The following is a 21,110-nucleotide window of genomic DNA, read 5'->3' as shown; positions in this document are numbered from 1 at the left end:
CATGGCGCTGAGCAAGGGACTTGACTGGCTTCTGGACGACCTGACGAACCGGGTCGATCACGTGCGGTACGCACTGGTGCTGTCCAACGACGGGCTGGTGACCGGAGCGAGCAAGGAGCTCGCCCAGGAGGACGCGGAACATCTCGCAGCTGTTGCTTCAGGCATGCACAGCCTCGCCAAGGGGTCGGGGCGGCATTTCCGGACCGGCAGAGTCCGGCAGACGATGGTCGAATTCGACGAAGGAGTCCTTTTCGTCACGGCGGCGGGTGAAGGAAGTTGCCTCTGCATTCTGGGCACCGCCGACGCGGACATCGGACAGATCGCATACGAGATGACTCTGCTCGTCAACCGGGTCGGCGAGCACCTCGCTGTTGCTGCCCGGCAGCCCGACGACACCCCCACCGCGCGTTGGTGAGAAGCGGCTGACCTGCGCTGTTCGCCCGGTCCGGAGAGTTGTCCACAGGCCGGGCGGGCAGCGGCTCCCCTGAGTTACGGTGATTACAGAGAGTATTCGTACCTCATGGGGGAGGGCTTCATGTCGGTAACCGAAGCGGATCGTGGTGCCGTGACCGCGGCGCTCGCCACGTCGGCCGCGTCATTGTCTTTGGGGCACGCGGCTCAGCAACTCGGGCTGAGGCGAGGCGAGTTCGATCTGGCCGTGCATCTCGGGCACATCCGGTCCACGCCGGGCGTGGGTGGGGGGCGGCGCCGCGTCGCGCGTGACGAGATCGGCCGGCTCCAGTCGCTCAAGGGTTTCCCCGATGCGCTGCGGGAGCGGGTGAGGACGGTGGGTACGGCCGATGCGGCCGGGCTCATCGGTGTCGGCCCGGCCCGCTTCACCAGGCTGGCCAGGGCCGGCTGCTTCACGCCGGTCAGGTTCTGGCTGAACCGCTACCGCGCGGTGGTCTGGATGTATCTCGCCGAAGAAGTAAGGGAGTTCGCGGCCCGCGAGCCGGAACTGCTCACGGGCCGTACCCCGGAGGTGCTGCGGGAAAGGCTTGCCGCTGGGGAGGACTGGCGAGCGCGCAACTGGCGTGGGCGCCGTCTGGGGCTGTTGCTGCGACTTGCCGAGGATCCTTGGGCTCGGGCGGCGGTGGCGGCCGGTGCCCTCGATCCGGTGGAGCTCGCTGAGGTGGTGGACGATCCGTACGAGCGCGCGTACCTGAGCAGGCTCCGGCCGCCGGAGCCCGTTCGGGAGCTGCCGGACTCTCCGGTGGCGCGGGAGGTGGTGGAGCGGCTGCTGTCGGCGGACGACCCGGACGAGATCTTGTGGCATCGCGGGAGCCTGATTCTCGCGCTGGACGAAGCCCGCGCGGACCGGCCGGCTCCCCGTCCGGAGGGGAGTGGTCGTGGAACGGCGGCGATGCCTCGATCCGCCGAGGAAGGGCGGGCGAGGGGCCTCCCGGCGAGATGTGGCCCCGGGCCCCGGAACGGCCGCCGACCCGGTGCGTCGCACCGTGGCCTGACGGGCAGGCCCGAAGCCCGCGGCGGGCGGCGTCCGTCCCTGTTGGATGATCACCACTTCCCGTCACCACTTCCCGCTTCGACACCGGAATCAGTGACAACCCCAGGTTGACACCCGCCTACTGTCAACCTGAGGTTGACACATGGTGAATCCAACTCCCATGGCGAATCCGGTCCGGCTCGACGACCTGATCGAGGCCATCAAGAAGGCTCACTCCGACGCACTGGAACAGCTGACCGACGCAGTCATCGCCGCCGACCACCTGGGCGATGTGGCCGACCACCTGATCGGCCACTTCGTGGATCAGGCGAGGCGCTCGGGCGCCTCCTGGACGGACATCGGCAAGAGCATGGGTGTGACCAGGCAGGCGGCTCAGAAGCGGTTCGTCCCCAAGGCGGGCGGCGAGGCGCCACCTCTCGACCTCAGCCAGGGGTTCGGCCGATTCACGGACCGGGCGAAGAACGTCGTGATGGCGGCGCAGAACGAGGCCCGAGCGGCCGGCCACGCCGAAATCGGTCCGGCGCATCTGGTGCTGGGGCTCCTGACCCAGCCGGAGGCCCTCGGTGCCCAGGCGATCGTGGCGCAGGGCGTGCGGTTGGACGACCTGCGCCAGGCCGTGACCGCCACCTTGCCGCCTGCGGTCGACGAGGTGCCCGATCTCGTTCCTTACGACGCGGGCGCGCGGAAGGTGCTGGAGCTGACCTTCCGGGAAGCCTTGCGGCTCGGGCACAACTTCATCGGTACCGAGCACGTCCTGCTCGCGCTCCTCGAATTCGAGGACGGTAACGGGGTGCTCGCCGATACGGGTGTCGACAAGGCCGCCACCGAGGTTCAGGTGGCCAGCTGGCTGGCGTCCTTGGCGGTCGCCCACGAGAAGAAGTGAGTCGGCTCGGTTTCGGTCGAGTCGCCCGAGTGCGTGGGCTCTCGCTCAGCCGCTACGGTCGGCGTGCTGCATGAAGACATCCGAACCAGGCGTCATTCGTGATGATCGGGCCAGGCGTTCTTCGCCGACGGGCTGAGTGCCGGGTCAGAGCGGCATGTGGGCACCACTCGGTCCGAGCGGTGCCCACGGTGCTCTCACGGCGCGAAAGCCGGGCTGCCCGGCTGTCGGGCCGTCGAGCGGCCCGGTGGGCCGCCCCGATCGGCTGCGGACGGCTGTTGTTCCCCGAGCCGTTCCATGAGCCGTTCCCGGAGCCGCTCGGGGTTTATGAACCACCCGTCCGTAAACCGGAGCCAAAGCCTGCGGTTCTGATGTCGCCTCCCACCGGCTACGGTTCTGGTGTGGTGATCAACGGGGACGACAGGACACCGGGAACCGCGCTGCTGCTCGCAGCCGCTCCGGAGGGCAAAGGCCGTCTGACAGACGCGACATCGGTGCTGGCGACGCTCGCCGTGGTGCCCCCGAGCGTGCTCACCGGCACCGAGGTCGCGACCGTCGTCGAACTGGCGGATCCGAGGGAGCCGCAGACCGTGCTGACCAGGGTGCGCGCCGTCGCGGCGACCCCCGGCCCGCTTTTCCTGTACATCGCGGGACAACTGCAACTCGACCGTAAACAACGCCTGATTCACCTGGCGCTCGCCCGTACGACGCCGACGACCGTGCGTTACACCGGTCTGCCATGGCACTGGCTGGCGACCGAACTCGGAATCCGGCCGCCAGGCAGCACGACGGTGGTCGTGGACCTGGTGGCCGACGCCGAAGCCTGGCAGCAGCTCACCGGTGGCGGTATCGGTCTGGGCCCCGGGGTCCGGATGTACGGGCGTGTCGCGCCGCCGCCCGGACGCCGTACGACCGGCGCCCCCGGCTATCTGAAGGCCATGGCCGAGATCTGGCGCAGCGGGGCCAGACCGCCGATGGACCAACTCCATGAACTGGCCGTGGCACAGAGCGGATCCGAAGGCGCCCTGCTGTTCGGCCCGGCACCGGGCGCCCCGTCGGCCCCAGCGTTCGCTGTGGAGCAGCCGAGCGTACGAGCGGCCGTCCCGCCGCAGGCCAGCAGGGACGCCGCCGCAGGGACGCCACCGCCCCCCGCCGCAGCTGCCACGCCCGATCCGCACCCGGCGATCCTCTCGGCGGCCCACGCGGGGCGGCACACCGAGGCCGCCGCCGCAGCCGCCGCCTGGGAGAGCGAGGCGCTGCGCACATACGGACCGGGCTCCGGGCAGGCACTCCACTGGCTGGAGGTGCGGGCCGACCTCGCCCACCTCGCCCAGGACGCCGCCCGCAGCTGCGAGTTGTGGATGATGGCCGCCGGCGCGCGTCTCTCCGGTGGACAGGCCGAGAACGACCCCGAGGTCGAGGCGGCCGTGGACCGGGCGCACCACGAATGGGGCCAGATAACGGAGGCGGGGCGGGCCCATGAGCTCGCCGCGGACCTCGTCGAGCTGCGCCGCCGGGTTCCCGGACGTCAGCGTGGGGCCCTTCAGCTGCTGGAGAGCCGTCTGGAGCAGCTGCAGATCCGCAGCACCGGGGCCTCCCGGCAGAAGTAGAAAACACCTGCGGGCCCGACTCATGGGGGAACACGTACCTTCTCGGGGCCGGGTTTCGTACAACCAGAAGACCCGAATCCGTACGCCCAGAATCCGTACGCCCAGAATCCGTACGCCCCGAATCGGTATGACCCGAATCCGTGCGACGAGGGAGTCACCATGTCACAGCAGCCGAATGCAGATGTCGTGCGCAAGTGCCTGGAGAGCTATATCGCTCAGGACCGCGCAGCGGCCGAGAAGCTGATCGCGGAGAGTTTCGTCTTCACCAGCCCGCAGGACGACCGCATCGACAGGGCGGCGTTCTTCGAGCGTTGTTTCCCCACGGCGGACCGTCTGCGGTGGCAGGAGATCCGCACGGTCGTACCCGCCGGTGGCGACGGCGTCTTCATCATGTACGAATACGAGCTCAAGACCGGCGAACGCCATCGCAACGTGGAGTTGAGCACGGTACGGGACGGGCAACTCGTCGAGACACAGGTCTTCTTCGGGGGGCGCCTCCCGAAGTCCTGAAGTGTTGCCCCCCGAAGGGATTCCGAAAGTGACGACCGAACGAACAGGGCCGCCTCTCATCGCGGGGGAGCGGGAGATGCTGCGCGCTTTTCTCGACTTCCACCGCGCGACTCTGGCGATGAAGTGCGACGGTCTCACCGACGACGAGCTGCGCCTCAAGTCGATGCCGCCGTCGGCGCTTTCACTTCTCGGCCTCGTGAGGCACATGGCCGAGGTGGAGCGCACCTGGTTCCGCCGGGTGGTGAACGGCGAGGACATTCCGCTCGTGTGGTCGGACGACGAGGACTTCCAGGTGGCGTACGACGCGACCGGGTCCACCCGTGCCGAGGCGTTCGGCGCCTGGCAGTCGGAGGTGGAGCACGCCCGGCGCATCGAGCGGGACGCCGAGTCGCTCGATGTGACGGCGCACAACGCCAGATGGGCCGAGGACGTCTCCCTGCGGCTGGTCATGCTGCACATGATTCACGAGTACGCCCGGCACAACGGTCACGCCGACTTCCTCCGCGAAGGGGTCGACGGGACGGTCGGGGCCTGATCCCGCGGGATTGAGGAAGTCTTTGCCCGTGGCTTGAACATGCCCTTCCGTCGTGCGGACGTACGGCCACCCGCCGGGAACAACACGGATTCCGCTTCCGGCCGGTGCCGCCGTCGGTTGCCCCGGACGGCTGAAATGCCCGGGTAGCCGACGGCAGCCGTGTTAACGGCGCGTTGACTGCATGCAGTCGTGTGACACACGCTCGTCACATAGGTGCTGATTACAACTGACCCGGTCCGGGGCACCTCTCACTCGTGGATCCGCTGCTCATCGCGGGGGTCCGGTGCTCCGGCCCGGGATCGGAAGCAGGAGGAATCACATGTGTGGCATCACCGGCTGGGTCTCCTTCGACCGCGATCTGCGCGCCGAGTCCGGGACGTTGGACGCGATGACGGAGACGATGTCCTGCCGTGGCCCGGACGACCGCGGCACCTGGATCAGCGGCCCGGCGGGCCTCGGACACCGCCGCCTGGCCATTATCGACCTGCCGGGCGGACGTCAGCCGATGACCGTGGAGACACCGCAGGGCGACGTCGCGATCGTCTACTCGGGAGAGGCGTACAACTTCACCGAGCTGCGCCGTGAACTCACCGGACGCGGCCATCGGTTCACCACCGAATCCGACACGGAGGTCGTACTCCACGGCTATCTGGAGTGGGGCGAAGGTGTCGCGGAACGGCTCAACGGCATGTACGCCTTCGCCGTCTGGGACAGCCGTCACCAGAAGCTCGTGATGATCCGCGACCGTATGGGCATCAAGCCGTTCTACTACTACCCGACCCCGGACGGAGTGCTGTTCGGCTCCGAGCCGAAGGCGATACTCGCCAACCCGCTGGCGCGGGCCAAGGTCGGACTCGACGGTATGCGTGAGCTCTTCGCCATGGTCAAGACTCCTGGTCACGGCTTCTGGGAGGGCATGCACGAGGTCGAACCGGGCACCGTGGTGACCGTTGACCACGGCGGCCTGCGCCGCCATGTGTACTGGTCCCTGGAGACCCGGCCGCACACCGACGACAAGGACGCGTCGATCGCCAAGGTGCGTGAACTCCTCGACGACATCGTCCGCCGTCAGCTCGTGTCCGACGTGCCGCGCTGCACGCTGCTCTCCGGCGGTCTCGACTCCTCCGCGATGACCGCCATCGCGGCCCGCCAGCTCGCCGAGACCGGCGAGACGGTCCGCAGTTTCGCCGTCGACTTCGTCGGACAGGCGGAGAACTTCGTCGCCGACGAACTGCGTGGCACCCCCGACACCCCCTTCGTCCACGATGTGGCACGTGCTTCCCGTACGGACCACAGCGACATCGTGCTCGACTCGAACGCGCTGGCCGACCCGGATGTGCGCTCCCACATGATCCGGGCCCGCGACATGCCTATGGGCTTCGGCGACATGGACGCCTCCCTGTACCTGCTCTTCCGCGCCATCCGGGAGCAGTCGACCGTCGCACTCTCGGGGGAGTCGGCCGACGAAGTCTTCGGCGGTTACCTCCAGTTCTTCGACGAAGAGGCCAGGAACGCCGACATGTTCCCCTGGCTGGTGCGCTTCGCCCAGCACTTCGGGGACGACGCCGGTGTGCTGCGCCCGGATGTGACAGCCGCGCTCGACCTTCCGTCGTTCATCCGTGAGAGCTACGCGGGTGCGGTGTCGGGCATCGAACGGCTCGGCGGCGAGAGCGACTTCGAGTACCGGATGCGCAAGATCTGCCATCTGCACCTCACCCGGTTCGTACGGATCCTGCTCGACCGCAAGGACCGGGCGAGCATGGCGGTCGGCCTGGAGGTCCGGGTTCCGTTCTGTGACCACCGCCTGGTGGAGTACGTGTACAACGCCCCCTGGTCCCTCAAGTCCTTCGACGGCAGGGAGAAGAGCCTGCTGCGGGAGGCGACGGCGGACGTCCTGCCGAAGTCGGTCTACGACCGGGTGAAGAGCCCGTACCCCTCCACCCAGGACCCCAAGTACGCCATCGCTCTCCAGGAGCATGCCAAGGAACTGCTGTCCAACCCGTCCCACCGGGTCTTCGAGCTCGTCGACGCGGAGCGGGTACGCCGCGCCGCGGGCCGCGAGGTCCCGCAGATCACCCAGGCGTCCCGGCGAGGTCTGGAGCGGACTCTCGATCTCGCGCTCTGGCTCGACCTGTACAACCCGGAGCTGACGCTCTCCTGAGCCGCACCTGTGGGCGGCCGGGTCGAATGGCCGCCCACAGATGGCGCTCCAGCGCTGTTCCCGGTTGATCCGGTCCTCGTGGGGGAGGTGAAAGACCCAGGTCAGGGCGGTGTGGTGGCTGCGCGTTGCGAATTCACCCGGATGGGGTGACCCTGGTGGAAGTCAGAGTGTGTTCATCCCATTACTTTCGGTGTCCTCGGGGCTGTCATGTCAGACGAGGTGAGGTCGGCCCATCGCCGCTCACCCTGATGAGGAGACGCAGTCGTGATCACTGAAGCACCTCGCGAGTACGTACTGGACCTGGAAGCAACACCCGCCCGGGTGCCGCAGGTCCGGCGTATCGTCGCAGCGCATCTTCGCCACTGGCAGCTCGAAGAGCTGATCCAGCCGGTCAGTCTGGGCGTGTGTGAACTGCTCACCAACGTCCATCGGCACGCGGGTGAGGACAAGCACTGCACCCTGGAACTGCGCTGGACCGGCCGGAACCTGACCGCTGCCGTGCTGGACGCCAGCCCGCAGCTGCCGCAGCTGCGCTGCGCCAGCCCGCTGGTCACACTCGGCACGGGGCTGCCGATGGTCGCCACCCTCAGCGACAGCTGGGGCACGCACGCCACCGAGGACGGCAAGGTCGTGTGGTTCACGGTCCGTACCGAAGCGGCCGTCGGGCATCCCTGTGGCCCCCGTACGCCCACCCCGGCCGTCTCCGCGGCGGCGCTCCAGAGTCTGACGGCCGACAGCCCCGAGCTGCCGCAACGGCGGGTCGAGGACGTGCGGTTCGCGGAGCTCGTGGACACCACCTCCTAGCCGGTCGACGGCCTCCGTGGTGCTCACCGCACCGCGGGGGCCGTGCTGATTCCCACCGTGCCCTGCGTAGGCAGTTCAGCCGCGCAGGGCACGTGTGGTGCCGGGCGGCCCGTTCACGACGGCCCTGGAGGGTGGATCACCCCTCGGCGGCGTCCTGTTCGCGGAGCAGCCCGGCCACCGCACGGCCGAAGAGCAACCGGCCCGACCACGCGGTGAGCCCGTCGAACATCCTCGGCAGCCCGGCGATACGGAGTTCCTCGCGCCACACGACCCGGCACCCGGTATCCGTGGGAATCACCTCGATCTCGGCCCGGCCCAGCACGACCCTGCCGCGCTTCTCCAGACGGCAGACCCCCGCGCGGCCGGGGACCGGCGGCTCCCAGCGCACCACCTCCATCGGATCGTCGAACCCGACCCGGCCCAGTCCGGTACGCGCCACGAATCCGGTCCCGGTTCCGGCCGGACCCGGGGTGACGACTCTGATCCTGGTCAGCGGTACATGTGCCGCGTGCAGCTCCCACCGGGTGAGCCTGTGCCAGGCCTCGTCCGGGGACAGCGCACTGAACCGTTCGATGCGGAAGCCGGTCACGCGCGGGCCCGGGGCGGGCCGGAACTGGGGCATGGGCGCAGTCACTCCGTGGTCGTTCGAGCTCGATGGGCCCGCCCCACGCCAGGTGTACTGCCGGGTGAGGAGGCGGGGTCACAGCCAACCGCACGACGGAGGGTGGTGCGGCTCCGCAGGGGAGCCGCACCACCCTCCGTCGTGCGGGGCCGACCGTGCCGCCGGGGCCGGTCCGGAACGCGTCGGGCCGACGGCTCAGTGGCCGGTGCCCTTCATGTCGCCGTGTTCCTGCGTGCCCTGACCGTCGTCGTACTGGATCTGCTCCTTGCGGACCTCCGCGGAGACTTCCTTCTGCTCCGTGACCTTCTCCGTCTCCATCCGGACCCGTTCGACGGCCACGGCCTCCTTGCGGATGACCGGCCGTTCCGCGTGCAGGATCACTTCGGATTCGGCCTCACCGATGCGAGCCCGTTCGGCGGCGGTGCGGTCGCTTTCCTTGATCGGTTCACGCACCACATGGACCTCTTCGTGGCTGACCGGGACGGTGGTCGTCACGTTCTCCGTGACCACCACCTTGCGCAGCCGCGCCCGCCCCGACACATGCTCTTCGGTGGCGACCCGCAGCTGCTCCTCGGAGCGGATGAGCTCCTCGTTGGCGCCGGCCTTCTCCATGTCGGCGTCCGCGTCCGCGCCCGCGCGCGCGCTCATCGCGGCTGCGCTGCTCTGGCCGCCTCGCGCGCCGGTGGTGGTGCTGGTGGGGGAGTTGAGCCCGCCGTACATGCCGCCGGCGCTCTGGGCCGGCTTCGCCGCACGGGTGTCCGTGCCCTCGGTGGCCTTCGCCGTCCCGCGAGTGCCCGCGGTGTCCGCGGCCTCCCCGTGCATGGGGCTGGTGGCCCGCTTGTTGCTCACGCCCGCGACGCCGCCGGCCACTCCCGGATGGGTGAGCCCGTAGTGCTCGTACAGCTCCTGCTCCTGGGCGAGATCGAGGTGCTGCTCGGCGTCCAGGCGCGGGGCGCCCTTGACGAGTTCCTTCGCGTGGGGGATGTGCAGGGCGTTCTCCTCACGCCGGGCACCTTCGAGGGGGATGAAGGTTTCCTTGGTGCCGAACAGGCCGGTCTTCACGGTCGCCCACTCGGGACGACCGCTCTGGTCGTCGAGGTAGACCTGCTCGACGCCGCCGATCTTGTCCCCGGTGATGTCGTAGACCATCAGGCCGGTCAGTTCATCGGGGCTGCGGAAGTCGGCTGCCATCTGTGATCACTCCCTTGTACGTGGTCCGGCAGAGGCTCGGACGGCCCCGCCCGCGGATGCACGCGTTCTTCCATCGGGTCCTCATTTCCGCCTCCCGGCAACCACGAACGGGCCTGTACGACTGCCGCCGGGGGCGGGAGGCGCGGTTGGCGCACTCTCGGGCCCCTCTTGCGAAGATGGCGCCGCGTTAGGCCATCCGAGTGAAGCGCGGAGGGTTTCTGGTTTGCACTGTCGTGCCAAGGCGCTCCGGACGTCTGGCGTTGTGCCCGCTGCCGAAAGCGGCGAGCATGGGCTCGGAGGTCGATCTTGCAGAAGTCAGGTACCGGCCGACGGTCGGACGCCGTGGTGCTGCCCCTTCTCGCGGCGGCGTCGGGAGCCGTGGACGCACTGGCCTTCATCGCTCTGGGGCATGTCTTCGCAGGAGTGATGACCGGAAATCTGATCCTGATGGCGATCGGTTTCGGCAGTGGTTCTCCGGGGGACGCGGCCTTTCCGCTGGCCGCGCTGGCGGGCTTCTCACTGGCCGTGAGGGGCGGCGGCTGGTTCTGCCGGAGCGAAGGCCGCCGGGGCCGCCGGATCGAGGGCGCCCCCGGCCTGAGCCCTGCCTCTCGTCCCGGCCCCGGCCTCGGCCCCGGCACGGGAGCAGCGCGAAGCGGCTGGACGCTCAGGGTGTATGCCTGCCTCGCCGTCGAAGTCGTCCTGCTCGCCTCCGTGGGCGTTGTCTGGGCGGCTGTCGGCGGACACCCGGACGGTGCCGGACGTGGTGCGCTGATCGCCGTACTGTCCGTGGCGATGGGCCTCCAGACCGCCGCGATGCTCGCCGCAGGTCCGGCGGGGGCTCCGACCACGTACTTCACCGGCACGCTCAGCTCCCTTCTGACGCATCCGGCGGGCGGCGGCCGGGCCGGGGCCCGGCTCGCCGCTCTGGTGGCCGGCGCGGTGTGCGCAGCAGCGCTCCGTACCTGGGCCCCGGCCTGGGCGGCGCTGCCGCCACCCCTGCTGGCTGTGGCGGCGCTGTCGCTCGCACTGCCGGTCCGCCCGAACGAACGGCTGCTGTGAGCGGCCGTCCGGCGGGGCGCCACCTGTCACGGTCCCCGATGGTGCCCGGCCGCCGGACCGGGGTACGGGACGGACGGTGCCGGCTTCCGGTGCCGGATTCCGGTCACGTTCCCGATCACGTTCCCGATCACGTTCCCGATCACGTTCCTGATCACGGGGAGGCGCCATGTGCTGGAGTCCGACGGCCGATGTGGTGGCGGGCTCCTGTATCGCCGCGGTCGGAGTGGCCTGTCTGACACAGGTGCGCCGGATCCAGGATCTGCCACTGGCGGCCCTGCCGTTGCTGTTGGGGATCCACCAGATCATCGAGGCGGCCGTCTGGAACTCCGGTGGTGGCGCGGGCCCGGCCACCGCGGCCTGGGCGGTCATCGCGCTGCCACTGCTCGCGTTGTGGGTGCCGGCGGGCGTACTGCTCGCCGCACCGCCACCCGCGCGGCGCCGTCTCCTGGTGCCCGCCGCGGCCGGGCTCGCCACCGGCATCACCCTCGCGTTCTGCGTCGCGGTCCGGCCCGTCACGGCCGAGGTCCGTGGCCACACCCTCGGATACGTCGTCGATCTGCCGCTTCCGTGGCTGATCGTCGTCGGCTACCTGCTGGCCACCGTCGGATCTCTGCTGCTCGCGGGTGATCCGCTGCTGCGGTTGTTCGGCGCTGTCGTCGCGGCCGGGGCAGCGGTCTGTTTCCTGCTCTGGAAGCTGGAATTCGTCTCCACCTGGTGTGCCTTCGCCGCGGTGTCCGCCGTGATCGTGCTCGGCTGGGTCCGGCGCGGCCCCCGGAACCCCGCAGCCGGTGGGCTCCGTACCCGTTGAGAGCGGACTTCCGCTCCCCGCGCCCGGTCCGGATGCGCCCTGGGCCAAGTGCGCACACCCTGGAGTGGCGGGGGAAACGCAGCGAGGAGGACAACTCATGTCCATGTTGGACAAGCTCAAGCAGATGATGAAGGGCCATGAGGACCAGGCAGGGAAGGGGGTCGACAAGGCGGGAGACGCCGTCGACAAGAAGACCGACGGCAAGTACACCAGCCAGGTCGACAAGGCCCAGGACCAGGTCAAGAACCAGTTCGGCGCCAAGGGTGACCAGAGCGATCCGCCGAAGACCTGACCGCGCCGCTCCGCGCCCGCCTCGTTCGCTGCCCACGGCGACCTCGGCCCCGGGCGGTGGGATCCGGTACATCCGGGTTCCGCCGCCCGGGGCCGCTGTACGCCGGGCTCACTCGGCGAGTTCGCCCTTGACGGACGAGACGCTCAGCACCCCTTCGAACTCGGACAGCTCCGCCACCAGCTGGTGCACACTGCCGGTCCCCTCGACGTCCATGTGCACGAACGCGGTCCCGGCCTCGTCGTGCCGCAGTTCCGTGTCCTGCGGTGCTTTTTCGTCGCTGCGGTCCACGCGTACCTGAACGACCTGGAATCCCTGGGCAGTTGCGCGTTCCAGGATTCGGGTCAGCACGCTGGTGCCGATCGTGTACGCCAGATGCAGCCGGGTCTGCTCCGAGGTCGCGATGGAGGGGATGCGCCGGGTCAGCCACGGGTAGCCCTGGGCGACGAGGAAGTGGACCACGGTCGCGCCGACAGCCAGCAGGGCGAGCCCCCCGCCGCAGGCCATCCCGATGGCGCAGGTGAGCCAGACCGTGGCAGCCGTGGTCAGCCCCCGTACGGCGTCCCGGCGTACGAAGATCAGGCCGCCGCCGATGAAGCCGATCCCGGAGACCACCTGGGCCGCGACCCGTGACGGGTCGAAGGAGACGTTGTTCAGGGCGAGAACCGCGTTGAAGCCGTGCTGCGACACCTCCATGAACAGGGCGCTTCCCACTCCGACCAGGGTGTGGGTACGCAGTCCCGCGCTCTTCTGTCTGGTGGCTCGTTCGGCGCCGATGAGCGTCGACAGCAGGAGAGCCAGGCCCAGTTCGGCGAACTGACGAGCTCCCTGACCTGCGCCGGGATCGAACAGGGGCAGGGCTACGGCTTGCAACAGACCCTCCATACCGTGTCGGAACGACTGGGTCCGACCCTAAGGCCTGGCTCGCCGAAGACTCCCGCCGCCACCGGGCTTGCTGTCGTGCACCAGTCTTGGTCTAGACCCTTGACAGGTCCAGACCAAGGCGTTTGAGTTCCCTCACCCCCACAAGCGGACATCGTTGTCGCGATGTGCCGCACGAAGGAGTGATCACGTGTCACGACGCATCACGGCTCTGCTCACCGCCCTGGTGGCGGCCATCGGATTCGCGGTCTTCCTGCCGATGACATCGGCGTCGGCAGCGACGTGTGCCACGGCGTGGAATTCCTCGTCCGTGTACACCGGCGGACTGGTCGCCTCGTACAACGGCCACAACTGGTCGGCGAAATGGTGGACCCAGAACGAGACCCCGGGCACCTCCGACGTCTGGTCGGACCAGGGTGTCTGCGGTGACGGCGGTACCGAGCCGCCCACGAACTCCGGCTTCGTCGTCAGCGAGGACCAGTTCAACCAGATGTTCCCGAACCGGAATTCCTTCTACACCTACAGCGGGCTGACGGCCGCCCTCAGCTCCTACCCGGCCTTCGCGAACACCGGCAGCGACACGGTCAAGAAGCAGGAAGCGGCTGCCTTCCTCGCCAATGTCAGCCACGAGACCGGCGGCCTCGTCTACGTCGTCGAGCAGAACACCGACAACTACCCCCACTACTGCGACACTTCGCAGCCCTACGGCTGCCCGGCGGGCCAGGCGGCCTACTACGGGCGCGGACCGATCCAGCTCAGCTGGAACTTCAACTACAAGGCGGCGGGCGACGCTCTGGGGATCGACCTGCTGGACAATCCCGGCCTGGTGCAGACCGACGCGTCCGTGGCCTGGCAGACCGGCCTCTGGTACTGGAACACCCAGACCGGCCCCGGCACGATGACCCCGCACAACGCGATGGTCAACGGCGCCGGATTCGGTGAGACCATCCGCAGCATCAACGGCAGCATCGAGTGCAATGGCGGCAACCCGGCCCAGGTGCAGAGCCGGATCGACGCCTACCAGCGGTTCGTCGGGATTCTGGGCACCACCGCGGGATCCAACCTGAGCTGCTGACCTGCGTGCAGCGACCGGACGGGCGGGGCGGAGTCGGCTCCCCGCCCGTTCGCGCGTCCGGGTTCGCGCGAGCGGGCCGTGCCGGTGGGGCGGAGCTCAGGCATCCGGCCCGCCCGGACGTACAGCCCCAGGACTCGGACGATGAGACACCTGAAGGTGTCCGTTGACAGGGGCAGGCGGGCCCAGCAGGATACGGGGCATGCATGTGATGCACCCCGGCGTGGTCTGCCGCTACGTGGACTACCGGCGCACCTCCAGCGCCCTCTGTCGCTGAACCCACCGCCGTAGCGGGCCTCTTGGCCCTACGGCGCCCCGGCCCGCTCCGCCGTCGCGGAGATGGCGTGCGGCCGTTCACCGGCCCCCTCGTTGACGTCCACCGCAGTGCGTCAGCCCACCACGCGGGTCACCCGACGCCGACGGCAGCCGTACGCATCCGGCGTCGGCCTTCCTGTCACTCCCGCTTTTCGAGCGCCCGCTGCCCGGCGTGACCGCTGCCCGGCGTGGCCGCTGTGCCGTGCCTGCGTCGGCGCCGGCCTGCCCGCACCGAACTCCGGATCCGGCCCGTGGAACAGCACCCCCACCATCGACACCCCGAGAGGGACGCGGTATGACCGTCTTCGCTGAACGATCCGCACAGTCCGCCGGGAGCCCGGCCCCCGACGAGATACTCCGCCGCACCCTCCGGAGGCACGCGGCGGGAGTCACGGTGATCACGGTGCCGGGCCCGGCCGGTTTCACCGCGACCTCCTTCACCTCGGTCTCGCTGGAACCGGCCCTGGTCTCCTTCTGCCTGGGCCTCTCGGCATCCACCAGTGCCGCTGTACGGAGTGCCGAGCGCTTCGCCGTCCATGTCCTCGGCCCGCAGAACACCACGCTGGCGCGGCAGTTCGCCCGCAGCGGCATCGACCGTTTCACCGGCGCCGAATGGACGGCGGAGCCCGACGGGCTGCCGCTGCTCGACACCGTTCCGGCCTGGCTCACCGCACGGGTGACGCTGCGGGAGCGCATCGGTGACCATCTCTTCGTCGTGGGAGAGGTCGAGACCGGCGGCAGCCGCAGCGAGGAGGCGGGGCTGGTCCACCACGAGGGTGCCTTCGCCGCTCCGGATCCACTGGAGGCGCACCGCGGGTAGTCCGCAGACAGCTGTGTCGCCGCTCCGTGGAATCCGGAGCGGCGACACGTGGCTGTTCGGCTACCGCGGGTTCTGGCTCAGGCGGCGTTCTTGAACGGCTGCGGCGGATTGCCCGAGCGACCACGGGGCGAGCCGGACGAGCGCCGGGCCTGAGCGGGCCGACTGCGCCGTCCGCGGGCCGACGACGAGCCGCCCTTCGCGCGTTCCGCGACCGGCGAGGAGATGGTGACAGGCACACCCGAGGGAGCCTGTGCGCCGGTGATCCGGCTCAGCTCGGCCTCCCCGGACCGCACCTGCGCGATGTGCGGGGTGATCCCGGCGTCCGCCATCAGACGGCTCATCTCACGGCGCTGGTTGGGCAGCACCAGAGTGACGACACTGCCGGACTCCCCGGCACGGGCGGTACGCCCGCCACGGTGCAGGTAGTCCTTGTGGTCGCTGGGCGGGTCGACGTTGACGACCAGGTCCAGATTGTCGATGTGGATGCCGCGGGCCGCGACGTTGGTGGCCACCAGCACGGTGACATGGCCGGTCTTGAACTGGGCGAGGGTACGGGTGCGCTGCGGCTGGGACTTGCCGCCGTGCAGCGCCGCGGCCCGTACGCCGCTGTTCAGGAGGTGCTTGGTGAGCTGGTCCACGGCGTGCTTGGTGTCGAGGAACATCAGCACCCGGCCGTCCCGGGCAGCGATCTCGGTAGTGGTCGCGTACTTGTCGGTGCCGTGGATGTGCAGCACATGGTGCTCCATCGTGGTCACCGCGCCGGCCGACGGGTCGACCGAGTGCACCACCGGGTCGTGCAGGTAGCGGCGGACCAGAAGGTCGACGTTGCGGTCCAGGGTGGCCGAGAACAGCATCCGCTGGCCTTCGGGACGTACCTGGTCGAGCAGTTCGGTGACCTGCGGCATGAAGCCCATGTCGGCCATCTGGTCGGCCTCGTCCAGCACGGTGATGCCGACCCGGTCGAGGCGGCAGTCCCCACGCTCGATGAGGTCCTTGAGCCGGCCGGGGGTCGCGACGACGATCTCGGCCCCACCGCGCAGGGCGCTCGCCTGCCTGCCGATCGACATACCGCCCACCACGGTGGCGAGGCGCAGCCTCAGCGAGCGGGCGTAGGGCGTCAGAGCGTCGGTGACCTGCTGAGCCAGCTCACGGGTGGGTACCAGGACCAGGGCCAGCGGCTGGCGGGGCTGGGCCCGCTGTCCGGCGGTACGGGCGAGCATGCCCAGGCCGAAGGCGAGGGTCTTGCCCGATCCGGTGCGCCCGCGGCCCAGGACGTCCCGGCCGGCCAGCGAGTTCGGCAGCGTGGCGGACTGGATGGGGAACGGTTCGGTCATCCCCAGACCGGCGAGCGTCTTCAGCAGCTCGGACGGCATCTCCATGTCGGCGAACGACGCGGCCGGCGGCAGCGCCGGGGTGAGGGTGACAGGCAGGGCGAACTCGCCCTGCTGAGCGGCGGGCCGACGGCCCCGGCCACCGGAACGGTTGGGTGCACCGGACCGGCCGGACCCCCCCGAGCGGCTCGGGGCCTGGGAGCGGAAGCCGCCCCGGCCGGAGCCACCACCGGTGCGGGTACGGGAATAACGGTCGTTCGTGCGCGCTGTGCGGTCCATAGGGATCCTCCCTCGATGTGGCACGTATCGAGGAATTCTCAGCGGAGAATACAGGGCCGAAGAATCGCAAGAACGAGCCGAAGAAAATAACGAAATCCAAGCCGGCCGGTTCGGTGAAGAGCCGGGGCGGAGAGATCGAAATAGCCAGCACCTGCCGAACAGGCGGCTGGAATGCTGGCTCGTAAGGCTCAGGCGGGCCTTCGTCCGTTCTGTGGGAGCGACGGGCGGTGCACCCGGGCCCGTACAGGACCACGGTGCACGCCTGGTGCCGGGCCGACTCCGGAACCGTAACAGCGAACCGGGTGCGGCCTGGACAAAGCAACGAGCTGGGCCCGCACCCCAAGGTGCGGGCCCAGCTGCGTGTCGTGCGTCAGGCGGGAACGATGTTCTCGGCCTGGGGGCCCTTCTGGCCCTGCGTGACGTCGAAGGTCACCTTCTGGCCTTCCTGGAGCTCGCGGAAGCCCTGGGCGGCGATGTTCGAGTAGTGGGCGAAGACGTCAGCGCCGCCACCCTCCTGCTCGATGAAACCGAAACCCTTTTCCGCGTTGAACCACTTAACGGTGCCAGTAGCCATGTCAAACTCTCCTTCGGGGCAAAAATGCCCGGAGGCCCGCACTGTGCGAACCCCACGTCGCCGCGATGATTACCACGTCCGGAAATATCCGGAAATACAAAAGTGCGCTCACCGGCACAGAAAGCCAGTGAGAGCACTTGAAGTCTTTGGGAACCACAACTGCAACTGGTAACGACAGTAGCACGTTGTGCGTCGTGAGGTGGGGCGGGCTTTCTCGGCACGGCCTCCGACTGGCCAAACCTCAACACACAGCACTTCAAATTCTGCACCGGCAGAAATAGATATTCGGCCGCTGTTGGGCAGGGGTTCACCCGGTGAGGATGTCCGGCAGGCGATAGCCGGCCGGCTCGTCCAGCTGCGTGTACGTACAGCTTTCCGGGGCCCGGTCGGGCCGCCACCGGCGCCACTGGGTGGTGTGCCGGAACCGCACCCCGTTCTCCATGTGGTCGTAGGCCACCTCCAGCACCCGCTCGGGGCGCAGCGGAACCCAGGAGAGATCCTTCTTCCCGCTCCAGCGGCTCGGGGCCCCGGGCAGCCGGGCGCTCTCGTGTGCGGACTCCTCGGCCCAGGCGGCCCAGGGGTGGGCGTCGGCGGAGTCCATCCGCAACGGCTCCAGTTCGGTGACCAGTTCCTCGCGGCGCTTCATCGAGAAGGCCGCGCAGACACCGACGTGCTGGAGAATGCCGTCGGCGTCGTACAGACCGAGCAGCAGCGAACCGACGACCGGGCCGCTCTTGTGAAGGCGGTATCCGGCCACGACGACGTCCGCCGTGCGCTCGTGCTTGATCTTGTACATCAGCCGTTCGTTCGGCCGGTACGGCAGATCCAGCGGTTTGGCGACCACCCCGTCGAGCCCGGCGCCCTCGAAGGTGCGGAACCACTCCTCGGCCACGGCGGCATCGGTGGTGGCCGGGGCGACATGGACCGGAGCCCCGGCCGGGGAGAGCGCCGTCACCAGCCGGCGCCGACGGTCGGCCTGGGCGGTTCCCATCAGGGACTCGTCCCCCAGGGCCAGCAGGTCGAAGGCCATGAAGGAGGCCGGGGTCCGCTCTGCGAGGAGCTTCACCCGGGACTCCGCGGGGTGGATCCGTTCCGTGAGGGCGTCGAAGTTCAGCTGCCCGTCCCGGACGATGACGATCTCGCCGTCCAGCACGCACCGCGGCGGAAGATTCCGCAGCAGCGCGTCGGCCAGCTCGGGGAAGTACCTGGTGAGCGGTTTGCCCGTGCGGCTGCCCAGCTCGATCTCCGGACCGTCCCGGAAGACGATCGCCCGGAAGCCGTCCCATTTCCCCTCGTACTGCATACCGGGTGGGATCTTCTTCACGGACTTGGCGAGCATCGGCTTGACGGGCGGCATCACCGGCAGATCCATACGTCGATTCTGCGGTCGCACCGGGCGTCGCGCCCGATATGCGCACCAGGTGTCCTGCGCCTAGCGTGACGCGCATGGGTGCAGCAGTGGAGCTCGAAGCGGGGGAGCGGACCGTACGTCTGTCCAGCCCCGACAAGATCTACTTTCCTGAGCGGGGCTTCACGAAGCTCGATCTCGCCCGCTACTACCTCACCGTCGGCGCGGGCATCACCCGCGCCCTGCGGGACCGCCCCACCACGCTCCAGCGCTACCCGGACGGGCTGTCCGGCGAATCGTTCTACCAGAAGCGCGCGCCGAAGAACCTTCCTGACTGGATCCCGACCGGCACGGTCACCTTCCCCAGCGGACGCACGGCGGACGAGATCTGCCCCACCGAACCGGCCGCCGTGCTGTGGGCCGCGCAGTTCGCGACCTTCACCTTCCACCCCTGGCCGGTGCGCAGGCAGGACCCGGACCATCCCGACGAACTCCGTATCGACCTCGACCCGCAACCGGGCACCGACTTCACCGACGCCGTGCGCGCGGCGCACGAGCTCCGGTCCGTGCTCGACGAATTCGGCGGACTGCGTGGCTGGCCCAAGACGTCCGGCGGGCGCGGGCTCCATCTGTTCGTGCCCATCGAGCCGCGGTGGACCTTCACCGAGGTGCGGCGGGCCGTCATCGCCTGCGGCCGGGAACTGGAGCGGCGCATGCCGGAGCGGGTGACCACGGCCTGGTGGAAGGAGGAACGGGGCGAGCGCATCTTCGTGGACTTCAACCAGACGGCCCGTGACCGCACGATCGCCTCCGCCTACTCGGTCCGCCCCCACCCCCGTGCGCAGGTCTCGGCCCCGCTGCGCTGGGAGGAGGTGGACGATGTGCGCCCCGCTGATTTCGACATCGCCACCCTGCCCGAGCGTTACGCCGAACTCGGCGATGTGCACGCGGACATGGACGACCACGCCTTCCGGCTGGACGCCCTGCTCGAACTCGCCGACAAGGACGAACAGGACCGGGGGCTCGGCGACCTGCCGTATCCGCCGGAGTACCCGAAGATGCCGGGCGAGCCCAAACGCGTCCAGCCCAGCCGCGCCAAGCACCACGAGGAGTAGCGCACAGCCGCGGACCCCGGCCGGGGTCCGCGGCTGTGCGCTCCGGGGGATCCGTCAGCCGCGGGCGTGGAGCGACGCCGTGTGCTCGCGGATCTGTTCCCGCGTGAGATACGAGTCCGTGTACTCGAAGTCGCGCAGCGTGGCGGGCTTCTGGGACTGGAATCCGGTGCGTACGAAGTCGTCCCCGGCGATGGCGTTGATCAGCCAGTTGGTCATCACCCGGGTCTTGGCGACGTTCGTCCGCAGCGCTGTCCAGTGGTAGCCGCGGGCCACGGCCTGCGCCGACAGCCCGTGCAGTTCGATACCGAGCGGCTTGGACACCGCGTCCGTGCCGCCCAGGTCGACGACGAGCCCCATGTCCTTGTGGACGTAGGGCTGCAGCGGCTGGTGCCGCAGGGTGGCCACGAGGTTTTCCGCGAGCCTGCGGCCCTGGCGCATCGAGTGCTGCGCGGTGGGCGGGCAGATGGCCCCGTCCCCCTTGGTGAGGTCCGGGACCGCAGCCGCGTCGCCGAGCGAGAAGACACCGTCGAATCCCGGCAGGTTCATCTCCGGCGTGACCGCGAGGCGTCCGCGTACCGTCTCCGCGCCGAGGGTGGCGATCAGCGGGCTGGCGGTGACACCCGCGGTCCAGATCAGGGTGCGGCACGGCAGGACCCGGCCGTCGGTGAAGGTCACCTGGTCCTCCCGGGCCTCGGCGACCGACACGCCGAGGGAGACCTCGATGCCGCGCCCGCGCAACACTTCGAGCGCGCTGAGCCCCAGTTTGTCGCCCAGTTCGGGCATCAGCTTCGGGGCGATGTCGATCAGATGCCACTTGATCAGCTTCGGATCGATGCGCGGATAGTGCTTGACGGCGTTGGTGGTGAGCCGCTGCAGACAAGCAGCCGTCTCGGTACCGGCGTAGCCGCCGCCGACCACCACGAACTGCAGCCGGGAGGCGCGCTCGGCCTCGTCGTGGCTGGCGTCCGCCAGGTCCAGCTGGGCGATCACGTGGTCGCGGATGTACGCGGCTTCCGCGAGCGTCTTCATCCCGCGGGCGTTGTCGGCCAGCCCGGGGATGTCGAAGGTGCGGGTGACGCTGCCGGGGGACAGCACGATGTAGTCGTACGGCTCGTTGACGATCTCGCCGGTGATCTTGCGGACCACGCAGACCTTCGCGTCGGTGTCCACCCCGATGGCGCCGCCGGGGATGATCCTGGTGCGGTGCTTCTGGCTGCGGCGCAGCGACACGGCGACCGACTGCGGAGTGAGAACACCCGACGCGACCTGGGGGAGCAACGGCAGGTACAGCTGGTACGAGAAGGGCGCCACCAGTGCGATCTGCGCCTCTCCCACGGAGAGCCTGCGCTCCAGACGGCGTACGCACTCCACTCCGGCGAAACCTGCGCCCACTACGAGAATCCTGGGTCGTCCCACGGTGTTCGTCCCTTCTCAGGTCTG

The 21,110-nt window shown here is 69.3% G+C and carries 21 protein-coding genes; 14 read left to right on the top strand and 7 right to left on the bottom strand.

What is annotated here, in order from left to right; all coding sequences use genetic code 11:
• The first annotated feature begins 1 nt into the window (after position 1).
• The 8 genes from NBY69_RS15905 (at position 2) to NBY69_RS15870 (ending at position 7,965) form a co-directional block, all read left to right on the top strand.
• On the top strand, positions 2-415 hold the full coding sequence (locus tag NBY69_RS15905; RefSeq protein WP_250301559.1) for a roadblock/LC7 domain-containing protein: 414 nt from the start codon (positions 2-4) through the stop codon (positions 413-415).
• Positions 416-535: 120 nt separating this feature from the next.
• Complete coding sequence (locus NBY69_RS15900; protein WP_250301558.1) at positions 536-1,576, top strand: DUF6397 family protein; 1,041 nt, start codon at positions 536-538, stop codon at positions 1,574-1,576.
• A gap of 31 nt (positions 1,577-1,607) precedes the next feature.
• Positions 1,608-2,348, top strand: a complete 741-nt coding sequence (locus NBY69_RS15895) for a Clp protease N-terminal domain-containing protein (RefSeq protein ID WP_329168866.1) — start codon at positions 1,608-1,610, stop codon at positions 2,346-2,348.
• 398 nt (positions 2,349-2,746) lie between these two features.
• Positions 2,747-3,955 carry a hypothetical protein gene (locus tag NBY69_RS15890; protein WP_250301556.1) on the top strand — a complete coding sequence of 403 codons (1,209 nt, stop codon included), beginning with the start codon at positions 2,747-2,749 and terminating at the stop codon, positions 3,953-3,955.
• Between the two features lie 159 nt (positions 3,956-4,114).
• Positions 4,115-4,465: a nuclear transport factor 2 family protein gene (locus NBY69_RS15885; protein WP_250301555.1), complete on the top strand. Its 351-nt coding sequence runs from the start codon at positions 4,115-4,117 to the stop codon at positions 4,463-4,465.
• 28 nt (positions 4,466-4,493) lie between these two features.
• On the top strand, positions 4,494-5,000 hold the full coding sequence (locus NBY69_RS15880; RefSeq protein WP_250301554.1) for a DinB family protein: 507 nt from the start codon (positions 4,494-4,496) through the stop codon (positions 4,998-5,000).
• 319 nt (positions 5,001-5,319) lie between these two features.
• The gene (asnB, locus tag NBY69_RS15875; protein WP_250301553.1) at positions 5,320-7,161 is read left to right on the top strand and encodes an asparagine synthase (glutamine-hydrolyzing); all 1,842 of its coding nucleotides are present in this window, start codon (positions 5,320-5,322) and stop codon (positions 7,159-7,161) included.
• Between the two features lie 264 nt (positions 7,162-7,425).
• A complete protein-coding gene (locus NBY69_RS15870) occupies positions 7,426-7,965 on the top strand; it encodes an ATP-binding protein (RefSeq protein WP_250301552.1) in 540 nt (179 codons plus the stop codon).
• Positions 7,966-8,101: 136 nt separating this feature from the next.
• On the opposite strand, the gene NBY69_RS15865 is transcribed toward NBY69_RS15870, so the two are convergent.
• Both NBY69_RS15865 and NBY69_RS15860 read right to left on the bottom strand, forming a co-directional pair.
• On the bottom strand, positions 8,102-8,554 hold the full coding sequence (locus NBY69_RS15865) for an SRPBCC family protein (RefSeq protein WP_250301766.1): 453 nt from the start codon (positions 8,552-8,554) through the stop codon (positions 8,102-8,104).
• A 228-nt stretch (positions 8,555-8,782) separates the two neighbouring features.
• Complete coding sequence (locus tag NBY69_RS15860; RefSeq protein WP_250301551.1) at positions 8,783-9,778, bottom strand: PRC and DUF2382 domain-containing protein; 996 nt, start codon at positions 9,776-9,778, stop codon at positions 8,783-8,785.
• 306 nt (positions 9,779-10,084) lie between these two features.
• Here NBY69_RS15860 and NBY69_RS15855 point away from each other — a divergent pair, with 306 nt between their 5' ends.
• The 3 genes from NBY69_RS15855 (at position 10,085) to NBY69_RS15845 (ending at position 11,937) form a co-directional block, all read left to right on the top strand.
• The gene (locus NBY69_RS15855; protein ID WP_250301550.1) at positions 10,085-10,837 is read left to right on the top strand and encodes a DUF1275 family protein; all 753 of its coding nucleotides are present in this window, start codon (positions 10,085-10,087) and stop codon (positions 10,835-10,837) included.
• 166 nt (positions 10,838-11,003) lie between these two features.
• Entirely contained in the window at positions 11,004-11,645 is a 642-nt protein-coding gene (locus NBY69_RS15850; RefSeq protein WP_250301549.1) for a DUF6629 family protein, read from the top strand.
• A gap of 97 nt (positions 11,646-11,742) precedes the next feature.
• A complete protein-coding gene (locus NBY69_RS15845) occupies positions 11,743-11,937 on the top strand; it encodes an antitoxin (protein ID WP_250301548.1) in 195 nt (64 codons plus the stop codon).
• 108 nt (positions 11,938-12,045) lie between these two features.
• On the opposite strand, the gene NBY69_RS15840 is transcribed toward NBY69_RS15845, so the two are convergent.
• Positions 12,046-12,807 (bottom strand): MgtC/SapB family protein, encoded by a 762-nt coding sequence (locus tag NBY69_RS15840; protein WP_250301547.1) that lies wholly within the window; start codon positions 12,805-12,807, stop codon positions 12,046-12,048.
• A gap of 199 nt (positions 12,808-13,006) precedes the next feature.
• Between NBY69_RS15840 and NBY69_RS15835 the strand changes: the two genes are divergently transcribed.
• Both NBY69_RS15835 and NBY69_RS15830 read left to right on the top strand, forming a co-directional pair.
• Entirely contained in the window at positions 13,007-13,891 is an 885-nt protein-coding gene (locus tag NBY69_RS15835; RefSeq protein ID WP_250301546.1) for a glycoside hydrolase family 19 protein, read from the top strand.
• A 607-nt stretch (positions 13,892-14,498) separates the two neighbouring features.
• Complete coding sequence (locus NBY69_RS15830; RefSeq protein WP_250301545.1) at positions 14,499-15,023, top strand: flavin reductase family protein; 525 nt, start codon at positions 14,499-14,501, stop codon at positions 15,021-15,023.
• A 77-nt stretch (positions 15,024-15,100) separates the two neighbouring features.
• On the opposite strand, the gene NBY69_RS15825 is transcribed toward NBY69_RS15830, so the two are convergent.
• The 3 genes from NBY69_RS15825 to NBY69_RS15815 form a co-directional block, all read right to left on the bottom strand.
• On the bottom strand, positions 15,101-16,633 hold the full coding sequence (locus tag NBY69_RS15825) for a DEAD/DEAH box helicase (RefSeq protein ID WP_250301544.1): 1,533 nt from the start codon (positions 16,631-16,633) through the stop codon (positions 15,101-15,103).
• 370 nt (positions 16,634-17,003) lie between these two features.
• Positions 17,004-17,207 (bottom strand): cold-shock protein, encoded by a 204-nt coding sequence (locus tag NBY69_RS15820; protein ID WP_030072012.1) that lies wholly within the window; start codon positions 17,205-17,207, stop codon positions 17,004-17,006.
• A gap of 307 nt (positions 17,208-17,514) precedes the next feature.
• The gene (locus tag NBY69_RS15815) at positions 17,515-18,579 is read right to left on the bottom strand and encodes an ATP-dependent DNA ligase (protein WP_250301543.1); all 1,065 of its coding nucleotides are present in this window, start codon (positions 18,577-18,579) and stop codon (positions 17,515-17,517) included.
• A 74-nt stretch (positions 18,580-18,653) separates the two neighbouring features.
• On the opposite strand from NBY69_RS15815, the gene ligD reads away from it, so the two are divergent.
• On the top strand, positions 18,654-19,670 hold the full coding sequence (ligD, locus tag NBY69_RS15810; protein ID WP_250301542.1) for a non-homologous end-joining DNA ligase: 1,017 nt from the start codon (positions 18,654-18,656) through the stop codon (positions 19,668-19,670).
• Positions 19,671-19,724: 54 nt separating this feature from the next.
• Here the strand turns inward: ligD and NBY69_RS15805 are convergent, their stop codons facing one another.
• The gene (locus NBY69_RS15805) at positions 19,725-21,086 is read right to left on the bottom strand and encodes an NAD(P)/FAD-dependent oxidoreductase (protein WP_250301541.1); all 1,362 of its coding nucleotides are present in this window, start codon (positions 21,084-21,086) and stop codon (positions 19,725-19,727) included.
• Between the last annotated feature and the right edge of the window lie 24 nt (positions 21,087-21,110).

The organism is Streptomyces sp. A 4/2 (genome assembly GCF_940670765.1).
In the GTDB taxonomy this organism is placed as follows: Bacteria; Actinomycetota; Actinomycetes; order Streptomycetales; family Streptomycetaceae; genus Streptomyces.
The sequence above is the reverse complement of the archived record's forward strand: the minus strand, read 5'-3'. Positions and strand labels throughout refer to the sequence as shown.

What these genes read in the sequence shown, in the direction of transcription:
- NBY69_RS15850 (WP_250301549.1), top strand. Translation starts at nt 11,004, where the DNA reads ATGTGCTGGAGTCCGACGGCCGATGTGGTGGCGGGCTCCTGTATCGCC.
- NBY69_RS15885 (WP_250301555.1), top strand. Translation starts at nt 4,115, where the DNA reads ATGTCACAGCAGCCGAATGCAGATGTCGTGCGCAAGTGCCTGGAGAGC.
- NBY69_RS15820 (WP_030072012.1), bottom strand. Translation starts at nt 17,207, where the DNA reads ATGGCTACTGGCACCGTTAAGTGGTTCAACGCGGAAAAGGGTTTCGGT.
- NBY69_RS15895 (WP_329168866.1), top strand. Translation starts at nt 1,608, where the DNA reads ATGGTGAATCCAACTCCCATGGCGAATCCGGTCCGGCTCGACGACCTG.
- NBY69_RS15825 (WP_250301544.1), bottom strand. Translation starts at nt 16,633, where the DNA reads ATGGACCGCACAGCGCGCACGAACGACCGTTATTCCCGTACCCGCACC.
- ligD (WP_250301542.1), top strand. Translation starts at nt 18,654, where the DNA reads ATGGGTGCAGCAGTGGAGCTCGAAGCGGGGGAGCGGACCGTACGTCTG.
- NBY69_RS15830 (WP_250301545.1), top strand. Translation starts at nt 14,499, where the DNA reads ATGACCGTCTTCGCTGAACGATCCGCACAGTCCGCCGGGAGCCCGGCC.
- NBY69_RS15845 (WP_250301548.1), top strand. Translation starts at nt 11,743, where the DNA reads ATGTCCATGTTGGACAAGCTCAAGCAGATGATGAAGGGCCATGAGGAC.
- asnB (WP_250301553.1), top strand. Translation starts at nt 5,320, where the DNA reads ATGTGTGGCATCACCGGCTGGGTCTCCTTCGACCGCGATCTGCGCGCC.
- NBY69_RS15815 (WP_250301543.1), bottom strand. Translation starts at nt 18,579, where the DNA reads ATGGATCTGCCGGTGATGCCGCCCGTCAAGCCGATGCTCGCCAAGTCC.
- NBY69_RS15860 (WP_250301551.1), bottom strand. Translation starts at nt 9,778, where the DNA reads ATGGCAGCCGACTTCCGCAGCCCCGATGAACTGACCGGCCTGATGGTC.
- NBY69_RS15905 (WP_250301559.1), top strand. Translation starts at nt 2, where the DNA reads ATGGCGCTGAGCAAGGGACTTGACTGGCTTCTGGACGACCTGACGAAC.
- NBY69_RS15900 (WP_250301558.1), top strand. Translation starts at nt 536, where the DNA reads ATGTCGGTAACCGAAGCGGATCGTGGTGCCGTGACCGCGGCGCTCGCC.